Source organism: Ensifer sp. NM-2 (assembly GCF_003024455.1).
GTDB lineage: Bacteria > Pseudomonadota > Alphaproteobacteria > Rhizobiales > Rhizobiaceae > Ensifer > Ensifer canadensis.
In genome coordinates this window covers 1-488 of sequence record NZ_PVZR01000127.1, presented here as the reverse complement: position 1 = coordinate 488, position 488 = coordinate 1, and the positions used below count along the sequence as shown (strand labels likewise).

Here is a 488-nt window from a genome sequence, read left to right as displayed (position 1 = left end):
CGCGGGGATGTCACCGGCCGTCTTCGTGCGGACCGAGCCGGGGTTCAGCGGCGCATGACCTTGCGGGCGATGCCGTTGCCGATCAGCTGCAGCGCCTGGACGAACACGATCACCACGATCACGGCCAGCCAGGTGACCTCCGGACGGAACCGGTTGTAGCCCTCCACGATGGCGAAGTTGCCGACGCCACCGCCGCCGATGATGCCCGCCATGGCGGACATGTCCACGAGCGAGATGATCACGAACGTGAAGCCGAGGATCAGCGGGCCGAGGGCCTCGGGCAGCACCACGGTGCGCACGATCCGCATGCGGGAGGCGCCCATCGCGCGGGCGGCCTCGATCACGCCGGGGTCGAGGGAGACGAGGTTCTGCTCCACGATGCGGGCGATGCCGAACGTGGACGCCCAGATCATGCAGAACACCACGGCGGTGTTGCCGATGCCGGTGCCGAGCGTCGCGATGGTCAGCGGCTGCAGGGCGGCGATGAG

At 69.1% G+C, this 488-nt stretch carries 1 protein-coding gene; it reads right to left on the bottom strand.

The window, feature by feature from the left end; genetic code table 11:
- Positions 1-44: 44 nt before the first annotated feature.
- A partial coding sequence (locus tag C6558_RS39105) for a methionine ABC transporter permease (protein WP_107028855.1) occupies positions 45-488 on the bottom strand: 444 nt, incomplete at its 5' end.